Source organism: Thermoclostridium caenicola (assembly GCF_900142095.1).
GTDB lineage: Bacteria > Bacillota > Clostridia > DSM-8532 > DSM-8532 > Thermoclostridium_A > Thermoclostridium_A caenicola.
Genome location: NZ_FQZP01000025.1, coordinates 1 through 16,374 on the forward strand (window position 1 = coordinate 1; position 16,374 = coordinate 16,374).

Below are 16,374 nucleotides of genomic sequence, written 5' to 3' on the forward strand. Positions count from 1 at the left end.
CGTCAACAGCTTTCGCGGCATAAACGCTTAGGCTATTGTCTCATTAGCTACCGTTTGATGACCGAGGTAATTTACACACTAATTTGGACTTGACTAAATCAAGGTGCCGATTGATTATTCGGACGATGCTTCAGGAACCTACCGGCTGGAGCAAAGGCTTGAGCTTCTGGTGACTCTGACCGGGATTCCCAAGGAGAGCTTCATGATATCCAGGAACATATCCAGGGATAACAACCCTTACTTTGTGCTCATCCTTGAAGAAACTCCCGAAAGGATCAAGATGGTGGAGGATTTGATCGATAAACTGGATAATCCTCGCGAAAACGAATATGAACCGAATTACTGAGCCGTATAAGGCACCCATAAATAAGGACAGTGGTGATGGACGATGCGATTTACTGGTGTAACTGATTCTGCTTATGCACTTTCCATAGATGATTTGCTCAGGATGACCGTTGAGCGCCGGGGTTCGGATCTCCACCTGGCTGTGGGCATGCCGCCGTGCATCCGTATTCATGGGGATCTGGTACCGGTGGATGCGCCTGTGCTTAAGGCCCAGGATGTGGAGCATATGATCCTTTCCATCATCCAGGATTATCAGAAGGAAAAACTGGAACAGGAAATGGAACTGGATTTTTCCTATGCGGTTCCCGGCTGTGCCCGGTTCAGGGGGAATGTGATGTTCCAGCGAGGCACGCTGGCTGCGGTGTTCAGGGCTGTACCCTTTGTCATTCCTGATTTTGATAAGCTTGGATTGCCCCAGGACATTAAGCGGCTGTGCGATTTGCCAAGGGGACTCATCCTGGTTACCGGTCCTACGGGCAGCGGTAAATCCACCACCCTGGCAGCCATGATCGATCTGATCAACAACACCCGTGCCTGCAATATTGTGACGGTAGAGGATCCCATTGAGTTTTTGCACAAGCATAAGAAATCTTCCGTAAGGCAGCGCGAAATCGGCACGGACACCCATTCGTTCGCTTCAGCCCTGCGCCATGTGCTGAGACATGACCCGGATATTATCATGATAGGGGAGATGCGGGACCAGGAGAGCATCAGCATCGCTTTGACAGCCGCCGAGACAGGGCATCTGGTTCTGTCCACCCTGCACACCCAAACTGCGCCGCTGACCATCACGCGCATCATCGATTCATTCAGCGAGGACAAGCGGGTTCAAATCAGGCAGCAACTGGCCAACTCCCTCCGGGCTGTCATATCCCAGCAGTTGATTCCCACCATCGACGGAAAGGGTCGGGTGGTTGCTGTGGAATACATGGTGGACACACCGGCCATCAGGAGCATGATCCGCGAGGGCAAGGAGCATCAGCTCTATTCTGCCATCCAGACAGGCCAGAAGGATGGCATGCAGACCATGGATCAGGCTCTTGTCAAGCTGTTCAGAGCCGGAAGGATTTCAAGGGAGTCCGTTTTGGAGTATTGCGTGGACCGAGCGGAAGTGGAAAGGCTTATCAAGAACGCATTTTACGATCAGTTCTAGCGGGGAGGATGTAAAATGCCTGTATTCACCTACGAATGCATGAATAAGCAGGGTGAACTCATCACGGGAGAAATCACCGCGGATACAGTAGCCTCGGCAGCTGAAAGGCTGAGGTCTTCCGGTTATGCCGTCCTTGAACTGGCCGAATACAGGGAAAAGGTACGGAGCAGTTTTCTCTCAAACGAGCCCAAGGTGAAGCTTTCGGATATCACCCTGTTCAGCCGTCAGTTGGCGGCCATGCTTGGGGCAGGTATCCCTGTCACCCGTTCCCTCCATACCCTGAGCAAACAGTGTGAGAATCCTACCTTGAAAAATGCGTTGGAACATATCGCCCGGAATATTGAAGGGGGTATGAGCCTTACCGACGCCTTCAGTGCCTATCCGACGATATTTCCCAAGATTTACATATCCATGCTGAAGGCCGGTGAAGTAGGGGGAACGCTGGAAAAAACGCTCCTGCGCCTGTCTGATCAGCTTCAGAAGGAAAAGCAGGTCAAGGACAATATCAAATCAGCCATGTCCTATCCGAAAATGATCTGCATTTTTACCGTGCTCATTTTCCTGGCCATGCTGATATTCATGGTCCCGGTTTTCAAAGGATTCATACCGTCATCTGCCGAGATCCCTGCCATTACCCAGTTCATTTTCAATCTCTCCGATTCCATACGCACCAGATGGTATGCCTGGGTACTGGTCGCGGGAGTTATTGTGGGCGGCATGATTCTGTTCTTCAAAAGTGAGGCCGGTCATGATCTTTGGGAGCAGTACAAGCTGAAGATACCCATCCTGGGGCCTATCATGGTCAAGTCGGTCATCGCCAGGTTTACAAGAACCCTTGCAACCTTGCTGGACGGCGGTATTCCGGTTGTTCAGGCACTGGAAAGTGCCGGTCCCACTTCGGGAAGCGATGTGCTGGCTGAAACGGTCAAACTGGCCACCAAGCGGATTGAGGAAGGAAAAACCATTGCATCCACACTGGAGGAGAGCCCGGTATTTCCGCCCATGGTCACCCATATGATCGCAGTGGGTGAGGATTCGGGTACCCTGCCGACCTTGCTGGATAAAGTGGCCGAGTTTTATGAAGAGGAAGTGGATGTAGCCACCAAGAGCCTTCAGGCTGTTATCCAGCCGGTACTGCTCATTTTTATCGGCACACTTATTGGAGGCATGCTGATTTCGCTGTATTTGCCGATGCTTACCGTTGTAGCCAATACAAGATAGCAGATTCTGACGATAGCATGTTGAACGTCTGCGAACAGGGGTTGAAAGAATAATGGGTTTGTTTGATAAAAGGATTATTGGCCTGGAGCTGGATTCTAAGGAAATACGCGCCGTAGAAATCACCGGAAGCGTCCGTCAGCCCATGATAACGGCATGGGGTCGCATAAGCCTGCCCGAAGGAACGGTGAAGGACGGCCGTATTGTCAACGCGGAATCCTTGTCATCGTACCTGGAAAGGCTGATTACCCAAAACGGTTTCAAATCACGGGATGTTCTGCTCGGCGTGGCAAACCAGGATGTGATCATCCGCTTTGCATCATTTCCGAAGGTTCCGGAAGACAAGATAAGGAATATGGTCATGTTCCAGGCCCAGGAATACATACCGGTCCCTCTGGAAGAACTGCAGCTGGATTATATCGTTGCAGGTGAAAAACAGAACGAGGAAGGCCACTTCCTGAACATCATCCTGGTTGGTGCCAGGCAGAAGATGCTCAACGATTTTATACAGGCTCTGAGCGGTGCCAGGCTGAATGTCAGGGAGATCGATTCGGTCACATTGGCCATCGGACGTGCAGCCATCACTTCGGTCAATGAGAGCGTTTTTGCTGTGGCAGGATTCAACCATGATATCGCCAACCTGATGATCTTTAACAAAGGTTTGCTTGCCATGGCCCGATCGGTTCCGTTTTCCCAGACATCTGCATGGAAAAACGGCAGCGAGGAACCGGAAAGTTCCGGCGATATGGCGGACATCCTCATCAGTGAACTCCGATCCTGCATGAGCTACTACCGTATGCAAAGCGAGGATGCCATTGAAGGCATTTACCTGATCGGGTTGCCAAACATCAACAACATTGCCGGTAAATTCAAGGATGCCGGGTATGAAGCGAAGATCGCACAGCCCTATAAGGATATCCCCTGGAAAAACAGCGGGCTTGCGAATTTCAATACCAACGATTATTCGGCTGCCATCAGCCTGGCCATCAGGGGATTGGAGGGATGAACCATGTATGCTGTCAGACTCCTGCCGCGAGAATACCAGGAATCCATTATCAAGGCAAGAAGAAACAGGCGTCTGTTGGCAGTTGAATGCGTGATCGCGATTATTCTGACAATTGCCTTGATCGTTTTGAACTTATATGCTTCCAACCTGAATCAGGAGCTTGGGGAACTGAAAGCGGAAAACGACAGGATATTTCAGCGCATTGAATCCTTAAGACCAGTGGAAGCGATGCAAAACCGGGTTCGGGATCTGACCGGACAGATGGCGGAAGTTCTTGGCACATGCCCCAACTGGGGAGAAATCCTGCCCAGGGTGGGCAACGCGTTGCCGCCGGATGTATCCCTGATTGGTCTTAATGCAAAGTATTCAGATGGTGCAAGCACAATAGTCATTACAGGCTTTGCCCCCGATCACGAAACCGTTTCCAGGTTGATGAAGAACCTGGCTGATGTGAATAATCTGGGCGAGATCTCATGCAGGTATTCCACAGCGGAGTCAGGGCGGGGACAGGTTTATGACGACATCCAGTTTGAGCTCACCATTCCCGTCGTATTCAATATCACCGATCTGACAGGGGGGAGCGGTCAATGAACACGTTAAGCGGTAAGAAAACGCAGATAACCCTTTTCCTCGTTTTATTGGGCATCCTGATCCTTGCCCTGACCGCCCTGACGGTTTTATCGGTTATCAAAATAACCGAAACATCTGCTTCTATCCGCAATGAAGAGCAAATCCTGCGGGAAAATGAAAGCACGCTGGCAAAAATGGAACTGCTGTCGATCATTGAAAATGAACTCAAGCAGTCATTTGAAAGATTGTATCGGATGATCCCTGAGCAGGCCCATGAGGATCAGCTGATTGCCTACATAAACCGCCTGTCGGAAAAGGCCGGGCTGGAATTGCTGACGGTTGAATTCCTTGAAAAGGTGGTAAATACAGATAATAAACCGAATGAAATGCCAATGTCATTAACCTTCAGGGGCGGCTACTCGCAACTGATCACGCTGTTGAGGAGCATGAGCACGGGAGAAAGGCTTATCCGGGTGGACGAAGTTACCATCGCCAATGAAAAGGCTGATCATAAGAACATGAAAATCAACATAAAAGCTCATGCGTTTTACAGATAACAGCGATTCCACCACCAGACAAAAAGTTAGGGATGAACAGTTATGGTTATGCGATCTGAAGTGGGGTACCTGGGCGAGCAACTCATCAAGATGGGCATCGTCAACGAGGAACAACTGAAGGAGGCTCTTGAGCTTCAGGCCAGGAACAAGGCCAAGGGGATCCGGATCATGCTTGGTCAGGCGCTTACTCAGCTTGGCTATTGCAAGGAAGAGGATATTGCCAGGGCCATGGCCAGAAAATGGGGCCTGGAATTTATTACATTGAAGCAGCAGGGCATCGATATGGCGGCGGCCAACCTGATCTCGCCCGAGATTGCACAGAAATACAAACTGCTCCCGATCCGCATTCAGAATGGCAAGCTCCTTGTCGCCATGAGCAATCCCAATGACATCATCGCCATCGACGACATTGAGCTGCTGACGGGCTATGAGGTCCAGCCTGTCATTGTGATGGACAGGGAACTGAACCTGGCCCTCGAGCAATTCACGAACCTCAGCAAGGGGATTGATACCCGGAATATCGAGGACGAGGAAGAAGAGGAAAAGGTAAGCTCCATTGATGACGAGGCCAATGAAAAACCCGCCGTCCAGCTGGTAAACCAGATCCTCCATCAGGCTGTGAAAACGAATGCCAGTGACGTCCATATTGAACCTCAGGAAAAGTATACACGCGTCCGGTTCAGGATCGACGGCGTCCTTCATGAAGTTACTCAGGCACCGCTAAAGCTTCATCCCACCATTACTTCAAGGATTAAGGTCATGGGCGGTATGGATATTGCGGAGCGAAGGGTGCCCCAGGATGGAAGAATAACGGTCAGGATCGAAGACAAAACCATCGATATCCGTGTAGCCACACTGCCATCCGCACATGGCGAGAAGGTGACTATGAGGCTGCTCAATCGGTCCAGCAAGGTCTTTACCCTGGAAGAACTGGGGTTCCCGGACAGGCATCTGAGGCGTTATGAGAAAACCATCCGGCTTCCTTATGGTTTCATCCTCATCACGGGACCCACGGGCAGCGGAAAGAGTACCACCCTCTATGCGACGCTGGCAAAGCTCAACTCACCCGACAAAAACATCATCACGCTGGAGGACCCCATCGAGCGGCGCATGGACGGCATAAACCAAATACAAATGAATGCCCGTGCCGGCATGACTTTCGCATCCGGTCTCAGATCCATTCTGAGAAGCGATCCGGACATCATCATGGTCGGCGAGATTCGTGACATGGAAACGGCCAAGATCGCTGTGGAATCGGCCCTTACCGGACACCTGGTCTTTTCAACCCTGCATACCAATGATGCACCCGGTGCTGTTACCAGGCTGGGCGAGATGGGGGTTGAACCTTTTTTGACCGCTTCATCCCTGCTCGGTGTGGTGGCCCAGCGACTGGTGCGTGTTCTTTGCCCGGAATGCAAGAAAGCCTTTACGTTTTCCAGGGAAGATATCCTCAAGAGCGTTCCGGATTTTCCGGTTGAGCCGGATGAAAAAACCGTAACCCTGTACAAACCCGTAGGCTGCATGGCCTGCAACCATACCGGCTATAAGGGCAGAATCGGCGTTTACGAGTTTCTGACTGTATCGGAATCCATCCAGAAACTGATTCTGGAACAAGCTTCAACCAATGTTATCAGAAAGGTTGCCATGAGCGAAGGGATGAACACCCTCCGTCAGGATGGGCTCATGAAAGTGAAGCAAGGCTTGACATCCATGGAAGAACTGCTCAGGGTTGTCATGTAGGATTGCCTGAGAAGGGATGGTAAGATGTTTGGGATTTTAAAGTCAAACAAGGGAATGGCCCTGCCCCTGGTGCTGGTTGTTATGGTTGTCCTGATGGTATTCAGCACCGCGATTCTTGGCATGGGTGCCACCGATACGCTGATGTCAGCCCATGACAGCAACAAGTCACAGGCCTACTATTATGCCCATTCAGGCGCAGAAGCGGTAGCTTCCTATATCGTGGAAAATCCCGACGGTCTGTCCGAAAGCGAACGCAAGGCATTGGTAGACCGTATGATCGCTGCCGGTGCCAGCAATCCGTTTACCCTGTCTTCTTCTGACAGCGGGGTCATCGTCGTCGACATGAGCCGATCGGGCAATACCATTTCCATCCGTTCAACAGCCACTTACCAGGGTATACAGGAGTCTGTCACCCTGAATATCCTGGAGACCGTTATTGGTGGAGAACCCTTTAACAAGGCGATTTATTCCAGAGGCAACATCACGATCAGCGAAGGCGGTACCGTTGAAGGCGATGTTGCCAGCTTGTCGAGAATTGCCCTGGACGGCGGCAGCAGGGTCACCGGAACCATTTATATCCACCCGGATGCGGACGAGTCTTCTTTCAGCAGTCTACCCTGGATCAGCACAACGATTGAGAACCTTACGGAGATCTTTGACTACGACACGTTTCCATTCCCGGAATTTCCGCCTTATCCCGCAGGGCTTCCTTCCGACAACACGACACTTAACGTAAGCAGCGGTACCCGGAGAATAGAGAATGACGTCTATTACAGGGGTGGAATTAACGTCACCAACGGTGAACTGCAAATTGTCCGCAATAACACGGATCGTGTCATACGGACAAGGTACCTGCGGGTATCCGGCTCCGGCAGGATTACGGATATCCGGAGCGGTAATCGGACGCTGCAGATCTATATCGATGAAGATTTGCAGATATCTTCCGATAACACCTTGACCTTTGATTTGGGAAACGGAGATATCATCCTGAGGGTCAGAAGGCTTCTTTTGAACCAGGGGCATATTCAGGTCAACCACAATGGCACAGGAAAGCTTTACATCTTTGTAGATGATGTTTTCCATATCGACGGAAGCAGTTCCATCAATCACAGTTGGAGCGCTTCTGCCGCCCAACTGGAGGATTGGGCCAAAAAGGTCCTGGTCTATTATGCCGGAACCATTGACAAGGATGGCAACGATATCAGGAATCCGGGCAACAGCTACTACCTGAAGTTCCCCAACGCAGTCAAGGTGGTAGCCACGCTGCACGTCAAGGAAGCAAAGATTCATATTACCAATGGTACCGGCGTAGTGGGCAATATCATTTCGGGAGGCAGCAAACTGCAATTTGATGGCGGTACCAACTCCGACGTGAAGGTGGTATACGCGCCCAATGCCGAAATCGAGGTCAGGGGAGGTGCCCTGGTCACCGGCATTGTGGTTTGCGATTCTTTCAGCATGTCAGGCGGCGCGAGGGTCAAGTATCAGCCGATAGGCGAAGAAGAAATGGAGTATTTCAAGGATGTGGCCGGTAAAACCGTGTATACCTATGGCCACTGGGAATAAGCGAAGCCCTGGGGGTGATGTCATTTGAAGAATACCGGCGGATTCAGCGTGGCAGAAATACTGGTATGCCTGATGCTCATCGGTCTGATCGTCATCATGGTTTTGCCATCCATCACATATGGCTTCATTCAGCTCAACGAGTCGGGTGAAAGGACGAAGGCGGTCTATACCGTCCGTCAGGCCGTGGAAAATGAGCTGGCCAATGCGACGCCCGGCCCGACATCGGATACCCTCAGAATCACCTTCAACAGGGATACCATTGCTGTAAAAGGGCGCATCATGGAGACAGAAGCAACCTTTGGCACCAAGGGAGACAGGACACGTATCAGGGTCTTTATACCGAACAAGTAAGACGGGCGGGGTGCTTCTTGCGATGAAAGGAAAAAAAGGGTTCACGCTTGCTGAACTGATAGTTTTTCTGGCCTTGCTCGGCGTGGTGCTGGCCATCGGCTACAGGCTGTTCTTCTTGGGCCAGAATACCTTTACCAGGGGGAGCGACCGTTTCGAACTGCAGTCCGAAATGCGTTCAGCGGGGGATTTCCTGCTGGATGAACTGAGAAATGCCGTTGAGGTGGAAATCCTTGATGCGCCAACGGACGAAGCCGATTATCATTACATATACCTTGATGGCTCTCGGATTGTCCATAAATATAACGGGAGTACCAAAGTCATCACCCTTCCCATCATCCGGGATGAGGACCTGTTCACGCTCAAAAAAGACAGCGGCAACAAGAACTTCCTGGGCATCCGCATGACCGGAATCCGCAACGGCAATACCTACGACCTGTCCACAGAGGTTTTTCTGAAGAATATTGCCAACCTGGATCCGGATTCCGGGAAGGTGATCAAGTACAAAAAGCCATAGGATCAGTAGGATAGCATCCGCTTCATATATTCCGGATCGGATGCGTAAGCCAGGGCGTTTTCGATACTGATCCTGTTCTCCCTGACCAGATCCAGGAGGGAGGCATCCATGGATTTCATGAAGAGCTTGCCGCTGGTCTGGATGACATTGGAAATCTGATGGATTTTGTTGTCCCGGATCAGGTTCTTGATGGCCGGCGTGGTGATCATGATCTCGGTCGCCAGGGCCCTGTCCCTGCCGTCCACCGTCGGGATCAGCTGCTGGGAAATGACCGCCTGCAGGACCATCGATAGCTGGGTGCGTATCTGCTGCTGCTGGAAAGGGGGGAAGACATCGATGATGCGGTCAATGGTCTTGGAGGCACCGATGGTATGGAGCGTGGACAGAACCAGATGTCCGGTTTCGGCCGCCGTGAGTGCAATGGAAATGCTGTCCAGGTCGCGCATCTCGCCAATGAGGATCACGTCGGGATCCTGGCGGAGCACGGCACGGAGCGCATTGGCATAGCTCAATGAATCATAGCCGATCTCCCTTTGGTTGACTATGCTCCGTTTGTGCTCATGGACGTATTCGATGGGATCCTCCAGCGTGACGATGTGGCAGTCCCTGTTGCTGTTAATCCAGTCCACCATGGCAGCCAGCGTGGTGGTCTTGCCGGCCCCTGTGGGACCGGTAATCAGGATAAGCCCTCTGTTCAGGGAACACAGGTCTTCCAGCACCGGCGGCAACCCAAGAGCCTTGAAATCCTTGATGATGGGATTCAGCATCCTGATGGCCAGGCTGTAACAGGATTTCTGCCGGAAGATGTTGATACGGCAGCGATATTTTTCATAGGAGGAAATGGAGATGTCTATTTCCCCGGTTTCGTGCAGATGGTGCAGCTGTTTCTCATTGAGAAGCTGAACGGCATAGGCTTCCGTATCCCGGGGTTCCACCCTGGCATAGGGAAGGGGGCGCAGATGACCGTTGACCCGGCAGGTAGGAGGGATTCCCACGGAGATATGCAAATCCGAAGCGTTCAGTTTCAGGGTTTCATCGATGAGCGTGAAGATATTGTCGCATTTGCGTTCCACGGTGGTTCCATCCTGTCCTTTCCATGGTTTTTTATGGTATTATAGCAGAAATTATGGGTTAGGCCAAACAGTTTTTTGCGGTTTGCTGACGGCGTACTGACATATTTGTATATTATACCTATCCGACAGGATATTGCGGCAATCATTCTTGTCATAAGTGCAATAGTGTGGTATATTATTGTACAGATAACCATTGATTAGTATGGCTGGCTTTGTCAGCTGATAATAAACAAAAAAAGTAGGAGGGTCATTTTATGCTCAAAAGATTCAAGAAAAACAACAAAGGCTTCACCCTGGTAGAGCTGATGGTGGTTGTTGTCATCCTGGGCATATTGGTAGCCATCGCCGTGCCCATTTATAACAGCATTACCGGTAATGCAGAGAAGAATGCATGCCATGCCAACCTGAGAACCATTGACGGAGCGAAAACCCAGTATGCGGTATCTTCCGGACTGACCTGGCCAGGTGACTTCTTCCGTGGAGGTACAATACCGAAATGCCCTTCCGGTGGTACTTACTCGCACACCGACCCCACCGATGCTGATCAGGCAGAATGTTCTGAACACGGTACATATAAATAAACTAAAGCCAGCTTCCAAGCTGGCTTTTTAAGAGAAACATGATGGGTGCGAAAAAACGAGTGAAAATGCTGCGCCAAAAGAGCGGGTTGTGCATCGCAACGGGAAGCCCGGTGGGTTTCACGCTGGTGGAACTCATGATCGTGGTCCTCATTCTGGGAATACTCGTCGGCATCGCTGTCCCGCTATACAATGCCTCGCGGGAAAGGGCCGAAGAAACGGCATGCCTTTCAAACCAGAGGCTGATTAACAAGGCTTTGGAGGAATGGCGGATGGAAAGGGGTACGATGAGCAAGCCCTATCCCGCCGATGTGCAGCAGTTGGTGGACGACGGTTATCTCCGGCATGTCCCTGCCTGCAAAGGTCATCCGTTTACAAAAATAGACGATGCCACCGGGCTAACAGAGTGCCCTGCCGGCGGCAGGCATGTGCTGCCGTAATGAGGATGCCGCAGCGTTACGAACATAAAGCATAATCTTTTTCCATCAGAAGGGGATCGTTTCGGACGAGCCCCTTCTGATATTCCGGAAGCCTGTTCCCATTGGACGCCTGCGGCCCCGCAGCATAAAAACCAGGTTTACAAAATACACTATCAGTGATACGATAACAAATGTTAAATGACTGTAAAATACGGTGCTGGAGGTACGGATGTCCAAATACCTTGTCATAGTGGAATCGCCGGCCAAGGCCAAGACCATCAGAAAATACCTGGGCAATGATTACAAGATCGTCGCATCCATGGGGCATGTGAGGGATTTGCCCCAGAGCCATCTGGGTGTGGATGTGAAGAACGATTTTGAGCCCATGTACATCACCATGACCGGAAAGACCCAATTGATCAAGAGCATGAAAGAGGATGCAGCCAAGGCCGAAAAGGTCTATCTTGCCACCGACCCTGACCGTGAAGGGGAGGCCATCTCCTGGCATCTGGCCCATCTTCTCAAACTGGACGGATCCAGCGCCTTACGGATCACCTTCAATGAGATTACCCAAAATGCAGTGGTAAACGCCATCAAGGAGCCACGGCCCCTGAACATGAACCTGGTGGATGCCCAGCAGGCCAGAAGGGTTTTGGACAGGATTGTGGGCTATGAGATCAGCCCGGTGCTCTGGAAAAAGGTTAAAAAGGGCCTGAGCGCCGGACGCGTCCAGTCCGTGGCCATGCGGATCATCTGCGACAGGGAAAAAGAGATCGAGGAGTTTGTTCCCAAGGAATACTGGAGCATCGATGCCCGTTTTGCCAAGGAAGACGGCAGCGTCTTTGCTTCGCGTTTTTACGGCAGGGACGGCAAAAAGCTTGAGATTAAGTCGAAGGAAGATTCCGATGCCATTGTGACCCTGATGAAGGGTTCAACCTGGCGCGTTACCCAGGTGAAAAAGAGCACCAAGAAGCGTTCGCCGGCGCCCCCGTTCATCACGAGCACGCTCCAGCAGGAGGCTTCCCGCAAGCTGGGATTCAGCGCCCAGCGGACCATGATGGTGGCCCAGCAACTCTATGAAGGCGTTGAGCTGGGGAACGAAGGCTCTGTCGGTTTGATTACATACATGCGAACCGATTCGGTGCGGATATCCGAGGATGCCCTGAGGGAAGCCCGAACCTACATCCAGAACAGGTTCGGCAAGGATTATCTCCCGGCCAAACCCAGGGTGTTCAAGACCAAATCGGCCGCCCAGGATGCCCACGAGGCCATACGGCCCACCTATGTGGAACGGGAACCGGAGTCGCTGAAAAGCATGCTGACCGCCGAGCAGTACAAACTGTATAAGCTGATTTGGGAGCGTTTCATCGCCTGCCAGATGGAAAATGCCGTATTTGATACCATTTCTGTCGAGATAGAGGGCAAACCGGCCGAAATTGCGGAAAATGTTCCGGCGAACCCTGTGCTCAATTTCAGGTCCAGCGGTTCCAGGATAGCTTTCCCCGGATTTATGGCCCTCTATGTGGAAGGAAAGGACGAAGAGGAAAACGAGGATTCCCAGCAGCTGCCGCCGCTGGCGGAAGGCGAAAGCCTCAGCCTGAAGGATATCGAACCGGCCCAGCATTTCACTGAGCCACCGCCGCGGTATACCGAGGCGACCCTGGTTAAGGCGCTTGAAGAAAAAGGCATCGGCCGGCCAAGCACCTATGCGCCTACCATCAGCACCATCATCAACCGCGGTTACGTGGAACGGAACAAGAAGCAACTGGTTCCCACTGACCTGGGAAAGATGGTCAATAAGCTGATGGTGGAGAACTTCGCCGATATCGTCAATGTCAACTTTACCGCTGAAATGGAAAGCAAGCTGGACAGCGTAGAAGAGGGAAAGATCCCCTGGAAGCAGATCCTGCGGGAATTCTATCCGGGCTTTAAGGAAACCGTGAAAAAGGCCGAGCAGGTCATCGAAAAGGTGGAACTGCCCGTCGAAGTGTCCGACGTGGTTTGCGAAAAATGCGGCAGAACCATGGTGATCCGGACCGGAAGGTACGGCAAGTTCCTGGCATGCCCCGGCTATCCGGCATGCAAGAACACCAAGCCTCTCCTGGAGGAAGCCGGTGTGAGCTGTCCCAAGTGCGGCGGCAAGGTGATCATCCTCAAGAGCAAGAGGGGAAGAAAATACCTGGGCTGCGAGAACTATCCCAACTGCGACTTTATGTCATGGGACATGCCTTCGGGCAGGAACTGCCCGAAATGCGGCAGTTTCATGACGCAGAAATCCAAGGGCAAAGCCTTGATTCTCACATGCGCCAATCCCCAGTGCGGGCATGTGGAGGAGCAGGAGAAGAAGGGAAAGGAAAAAGCAAAGGCAAGCACCGAATAAAAACGGTGCTCTTTATTTTATGGCTTACGGTTCGGCCTTGTAGTCCTGCACCAGGCTCATGGTCCTGTCGTAGGAAGCATAGGCCTCGGCCAGCACTTCCGCATCATACTCGTTGTTCCGGTAAAATTCCTTGTGCGGAACAGGAATGATTTTGAACCGGAAAATCCCGTTCTCCCTGTAACGCCAGAGCCAGGTCGGGATATGGGTCACTTCGCGGATGATGGTTTTGCCCGTTTCCGGGTTCTTTTCAAAGGTCACCTTGACCAGCATGCTGTCCTCGGCCAGTTCCTTGTTGGTGAGCGGATAGCCCGAAGCGCCGCGTCTCTGGTTGGATACAAAATTACCCATGGAGTAGATGACATATTTCTGCTCGCCGTTGTGCTCGATCATCTCGCTGGGTTCCACCACATGGGGATGGGAGCCCAGGATCACATCGGCGCCCCAGCTTATCATATCCCTTGCCAGCTGCTTCTGCTCCTCGGTGGGCTGCTGCCGGTATTCCACACCCCAGTGCATGCAAACCACCGAGACGTCCACATTTTCCTCCATATCGGCCAGTTCTTTCTGAATCCTTTCCCGGTCGATAAGGGCAAGATGCTTATATCGCTGCTCCTCGGTCAGGGCCAGTTCATTCATGTTGCAGCTGTAGGTATAGGCCATAATACCTATTTTGATGCCGTTGACCTCTTTCACAAGATAACGGGGCTCTTCTCCGTCATAAACGCCAAGGACATCAAGTCCGCGGCTTTTGATGTTGTCACGGGTTTCAAACATACCGGCAAGTTTTCTGTCCAATTGATGGTTGTTGGAATTATTGACGATGTCAAATCCCACAAACTTGAAGGTGTCGAAGATCTCGGGCGGGCAGTTGAACAGGGGATATCCTGTATAATCCTTCCGGTTGTTGGTGGCAGCACTTTCAAAGCTGATGATGGAAACATCGCTTTCCGCCAGGTATTCCTGGATGGGAGAGAAGATGCTGTAAAAATCGTACCGGTCCTCTTCCGGGATGTATGCCGAATCCTGGAAGGTCTTATGCAGCACGCAATCGCCGGCTGCCATCAAAACAGCTGTCCTGGGCGGTTCGGGCGTTGGTTCAGGCGTGGGTTCAGGTGAGGGTATGGGTATGATCTCCGGTGCAATCTGGTTGGATACAGGCGTGCTTCCAGAGAGTTCAGATTCATTCAGAGAGGCCTGTTTGTCGTTCTGACCGCAGGATGACACAAGAATCAGGCATAGGATAACGGGAAGGATGGCTTTTTTGATCATGGATGCTTCCTCCTGGCCTTTATCGGCTTCTGGAAAGCCATAAACGGCTCAGATGCATTATATAATATTGTCAAACGAGTCTGCAAGCTGCTTGTAAAACACGCTGCAGGCTCCATGATGCCGGTGGCAGGATGGAAAGTCCTCCCGGCAAAACTATGGTATTTATGATATGATATGATGGATATCAAAAGGACAGAATAATGGAACAGGTTGTCCGCCATAATCGTGGACATTTGAGATTCAACCCATATCAAGAGGTGCATAGGATGAAGGATGAAGTCATACACGTCATAGGTGCCGGGCTGGCTGGCTGTGAAGCCGCATGGCAAATTGCCCGGCAGGGTATAAAAGTCAGGCTTTTCGAGATGAAGCCGCATAAAAAGACACCGGCCCACCACAGCGATACCTATGCCGAACTGGTTTGCAGCAATTCCCTGCGTTCCGATCGGCTGGAGAATGCGGTGGGACTGCTGAAGGAAGAACTGCGTCTTCTCGGTTCCCTGATCATGCACTGTGCCGATAAAACCCGCGTACCCGCCGGGGGAGCCCTGGCCGTGGATCGGCACGGTTTTTCGCGCATGGTGACCGAGGCCATTGAAAGCCATCCGCTGATCGAGGTCATCCATGAGGAAGTAACGTCATTAAGTCATGACAACATCACTGTTGTCGCTACCGGTCCGCTGACATCGGAGCCCCTGGCCCAGATCATCAGGCAAATGCTCGGCATGGAAAGCCTGTTCTTCTTTGATGCTGCCGCACCCATCGTGCGGGCTGATACGATCAACATGGATCGCGTATTCAGGGCGTCGCGGTATGGCAGGGGTGATGCCGACTATATCAACTGTCCCATGACCCAGGAAGAGTACCTGGCATTCTATGATGCGCTGATCCATGCGGAAACCGTGGAACTCAAGGATTTTGAGGATGACCGGATCTTTGAGGGCTGCATGCCCATTGAGAGCATGGCTAAAAGAGGGCTCGATACCATGCGTTTTGGTCCCCTGAAACCGGTGGGCCTGATCGATCCGCGCACCGGGCGGGAGCCCTGGGCCGTTGTGCAGCTGAGGCAGGACAACGCGGCAGGTTCCCTTTACAACATGGTAGGGTTCCAGACCCGGTTGAAATGGGGAGAGCAAAAACGCGTCTTCTCCATGATACCCGGCCTTGAAAACGCCGAATTCGAGCGATACGGTGTCATGCACCGCAACACCTTCATCCATTCGCCAAAGCATCTGGATGCTGCATACCGCCTGAAATCCAGGCCGAACATCTTCTTTGCGGGACAGATCACCGGCGTGGAAGGCTATATCGAGTCGACCGCTTCGGGCATGGTGGCCGGGCTGAACGCCGCCAGGCAGTTAAAAGGCTTGAAGGATCTTATCTTCCCGGCCTGCACGGCCATTGGCGCTCTTGCCCATTATGTTTCCAACCCGGCCAACACCCATTTCCAGCCCATGAATGCCACCTTTGGCATCATGGAACCGCTTGGCACCCGTATGCGTGACAAGAAGGAGAAATACAGAAAGATGGCCGAACGGGCCCTTGGGATGATACAGGAATACGTCAGGCTTCAGGAATAAGCCCGTCCTGAATATGCATCAGACAATTCCTGTGTTTTCACGTATTATTTTCGGC

Annotated in this window: 16 protein-coding genes; 14 read left to right on the forward strand and 2 right to left on the reverse strand. The window is 51.9% G+C overall.

Annotated elements, in window-relative coordinates; genetic code table 11:
- Nucleotides 1–103: 103 nt before the first annotated feature.
- The 10 genes from F3H12_RS07720 to F3H12_RS07765 are packed head-to-tail and all read left to right on the forward strand — an operon-like array spanning nucleotide 104 to nucleotide 9,020.
- The gene (locus F3H12_RS07720; RefSeq protein ID WP_149678767.1) at nucleotides 104–346 is read left to right on the forward strand and encodes a hypothetical protein; all 243 of its coding nucleotides are present in this window, start codon (nucleotides 104–106) and stop codon (nucleotides 344–346) included.
- Between the two features lie 42 nt (nucleotides 347–388).
- Entirely contained in the window at nucleotides 389–1,498 is a 1,110-nt protein-coding gene (locus F3H12_RS07725; RefSeq protein WP_149678768.1) for a type IV pilus twitching motility protein PilT, read from the forward strand.
- A 15-nt stretch (nucleotides 1,499–1,513) separates the two neighbouring features.
- On the forward strand, nucleotides 1,514–2,719 hold the full coding sequence (locus F3H12_RS07730) for a type II secretion system F family protein (RefSeq protein ID WP_149678769.1): 1,206 nt from the start codon (nucleotides 1,514–1,516) through the stop codon (nucleotides 2,717–2,719).
- A gap of 52 nt (nucleotides 2,720–2,771) precedes the next feature.
- Nucleotides 2,772–3,722: a type IV pilus biogenesis protein PilM gene (gene pilM, locus F3H12_RS07735; RefSeq protein ID WP_149678770.1), complete on the forward strand. Its 951-nt coding sequence runs from the start codon at nucleotides 2,772–2,774 to the stop codon at nucleotides 3,720–3,722.
- Between the two features lie 3 nt (nucleotides 3,723–3,725).
- A complete protein-coding gene (locus F3H12_RS07740) occupies nucleotides 3,726–4,313 on the forward strand; it encodes a PilN domain-containing protein (protein ID WP_149678771.1) in 588 nt (195 codons plus the stop codon).
- Nucleotides 4,310–4,849 (forward strand): type 4a pilus biogenesis protein PilO, encoded by a 540-nt coding sequence (gene pilO / locus F3H12_RS07745; protein ID WP_149678772.1) that lies wholly within the window; start codon nucleotides 4,310–4,312, stop codon nucleotides 4,847–4,849. Before F3H12_RS07740 ends, pilO begins: the two co-directional genes overlap by 4 nt.
- Nucleotides 4,850–4,891: 42 nt before the next feature.
- Nucleotides 4,892–6,589 (forward strand): GspE/PulE family protein, encoded by a 1,698-nt coding sequence (locus tag F3H12_RS07750; RefSeq protein ID WP_340162579.1) that lies wholly within the window; start codon nucleotides 4,892–4,894, stop codon nucleotides 6,587–6,589.
- A 24-nt stretch (nucleotides 6,590–6,613) separates the two neighbouring features.
- Nucleotides 6,614–8,155, forward strand: a complete 1,542-nt coding sequence (locus F3H12_RS07755) for a DUF7305 domain-containing protein (protein WP_149678773.1) — start codon at nucleotides 6,614–6,616, stop codon at nucleotides 8,153–8,155.
- A gap of 24 nt (nucleotides 8,156–8,179) precedes the next feature.
- Entirely contained in the window at nucleotides 8,180–8,506 is a 327-nt protein-coding gene (locus F3H12_RS07760; protein WP_149678774.1) for a hypothetical protein, read from the forward strand.
- Between the two features lie 22 nt (nucleotides 8,507–8,528).
- A complete protein-coding gene (locus F3H12_RS07765; RefSeq protein ID WP_149678775.1) occupies nucleotides 8,529–9,020 on the forward strand; it encodes a type II secretion system protein in 492 nt (163 codons plus the stop codon).
- A gap of 2 nt (nucleotides 9,021–9,022) precedes the next feature.
- Here the strand turns inward: F3H12_RS07765 and F3H12_RS07770 are convergent, their stop codons facing one another.
- Complete coding sequence (locus tag F3H12_RS07770; protein WP_149678776.1) at nucleotides 9,023–10,093, reverse strand: type IV pilus twitching motility protein PilT; 1,071 nt, start codon at nucleotides 10,091–10,093, stop codon at nucleotides 9,023–9,025.
- A gap of 254 nt (nucleotides 10,094–10,347) precedes the next feature.
- On the opposite strand from F3H12_RS07770, the gene F3H12_RS13580 reads away from it, so the two are divergent.
- The 3 genes from F3H12_RS13580 (at nucleotide 10,348) to topA (ending at nucleotide 13,470) form a co-directional block, all read left to right on the forward strand.
- Nucleotides 10,348–10,674, forward strand: a complete 327-nt coding sequence (locus tag F3H12_RS13580) for a prepilin-type N-terminal cleavage/methylation domain-containing protein (protein ID WP_149678777.1) — start codon at nucleotides 10,348–10,350, stop codon at nucleotides 10,672–10,674.
- 65 nt (nucleotides 10,675–10,739) lie between these two features.
- Nucleotides 10,740–11,111: a competence type IV pilus major pilin ComGC gene (locus tag F3H12_RS07780; protein WP_188118432.1), complete on the forward strand. Its 372-nt coding sequence runs from the start codon at nucleotides 10,740–10,742 to the stop codon at nucleotides 11,109–11,111.
- Between the two features lie 208 nt (nucleotides 11,112–11,319).
- Entirely contained in the window at nucleotides 11,320–13,470 is a 2,151-nt protein-coding gene (gene topA / locus F3H12_RS07785; protein ID WP_149678779.1) for a type I DNA topoisomerase, read from the forward strand.
- Nucleotides 13,471–13,494: 24 nt separating this feature from the next.
- On the opposite strand, the gene F3H12_RS07790 is transcribed toward topA, so the two are convergent.
- A complete protein-coding gene (locus F3H12_RS07790; protein WP_149678780.1) occupies nucleotides 13,495–14,739 on the reverse strand; it encodes a CapA family protein in 1,245 nt (414 codons plus the stop codon).
- A 266-nt stretch (nucleotides 14,740–15,005) separates the two neighbouring features.
- Between F3H12_RS07790 and trmFO the strand changes: the two genes are divergently transcribed.
- Nucleotides 15,006–16,319, forward strand: a complete 1,314-nt coding sequence (gene trmFO, locus F3H12_RS07795; RefSeq protein ID WP_149678781.1) for a methylenetetrahydrofolate--tRNA-(uracil(54)-C(5))-methyltransferase (FADH(2)-oxidizing) TrmFO — start codon at nucleotides 15,006–15,008, stop codon at nucleotides 16,317–16,319.
- The last annotated feature ends 55 nt before the right edge of the window (nucleotides 16,320–16,374 follow it).